1 protein-coding gene is annotated in these 1,282 nt (G+C 36.7%); it reads left to right on the top strand.

All coding sequences use genetic code 11. From position 1 onward, the window contains the following. Positions 1-87: 87 nt before the first annotated feature. Positions 88-1,244, top strand: a protein-coding gene (locus BAQ46_RS25905) for an IS3 family transposase (protein ID WP_085964999.1) whose coding sequence is annotated in 2 segments (ribosomal slippage) — positions 88-340 and positions 340-1,244 — 1,158 coding nt in all. Because the reading frame shifts where the segments join, the coding sequence is not laid out codon by codon here. Positions 1,245-1,282: the final 38 nt, after the last annotated feature.

Here is a 1,282-nt window from a genome sequence, read left to right as displayed (position 1 = left end):
TGAAGTGAACCCGAATAGTGGCACATGAAAAAAACACCTCCTGAATTCGCATACTAAGTATGCAAATTCAATGGAGGTGTTTTTGGTTTGAAAACAAGAGTTCATTACCCAGAAGAAATAAAGTGGAAAGTGATTGAAATGAAAAAGGATGGATATTCCAATCGGACAATTATGGAGAAGCTTGGAATTAAAAATGTTTCCCAAATTAAGACATGGATGAAATGGTATCGTACCGGTCAAACGTACCGTTTTCAACAACCTGTAGGAAAACAATATTCTTATGGAAAAGGGCCAAAAGAGTTAAATGAATTAGAACAGTTACGCTTAGAAAATAAACATCTAAAAACAAAATTACTTGTATGGGGAAAGTATCTAGAAATCGAAAGGGGCTGAAACCAGAAACTGTAGTTACTTTATGGAACGATTTAAAAACAAAGCTAACGGTAAAAGAATTGTGTAACGTATTAGAATTACCCCGGTCCACATTTTATCGTTGGTTACAACGAACGGAAGATCTAAAAGAGGATATAGAAGAGAAAGTAAAGGATGTTTGTCTTAGGCATAGATTCCGGTATGGATATCGAAGAGTGACCGCTACTCTTCGAAAAATGGGACTGTGTGTCAATCATAAAAAAGTATTACGAATCATGAGACAAAATCATATTCTTTCAAAAGTACGTCGAAAGAAAAAGAAATATATCAATGGTGCGGAACCAATGGTAGCCCCTCATCGATTGGAGCGCCAATTCGATGCATCCAGACCAAATGAAAAGTGGTTTACGGATGTAACTTATTTATTATTTGGAGAGCGTACCTTGTATTTATCAACGATTATGGATGCCTTTAATCGTGAAATTATTAGTTGTGTCATCAGCGAGTCGCAAACACTAACATTGGCGATGAAGACATTAAAACAAGCAATGAGAGGGCGAAAAGTAAAAGGTGTCCTTCTTCACTCGGATCAAGGAAGTATTTATACAGCAAAAGAATTTCAAGCGTACGCCAAAGAAAACGGCATTATCACCAGCATGTCCCGGAAAGGAAATTGCCATGATAATGCCGTCATGGAAAGCTTCTTTGGTCATTTGAAAAGTGAAGCTTTCTATTCACAAAAGATAACAAAAGTATCCAACACAACTGTGCGAAAGATTGTGCTAGAATACATTCATTACTACAATTGTGTGCGAATTCAAGAAAAATTAAACCACCTATCCCCTAAAGAATTTAGGGAACAAGTGGTTTAGGTGTTTTGATTGGTGTCCCGTTTTCAGGGTTCACTTCA

The sequence above is a fragment of the Bacillus paranthracis genome, from assembly GCF_001883995.1.
Classification (GTDB): Bacteria; Bacillota; Bacilli; order Bacillales; family Bacillaceae_G; genus Bacillus_A; species Bacillus_A paranthracis.
Note: the sequence above shows the minus strand (reverse complement) of the source record. Positions and strands in the feature narration are given on the sequence as shown.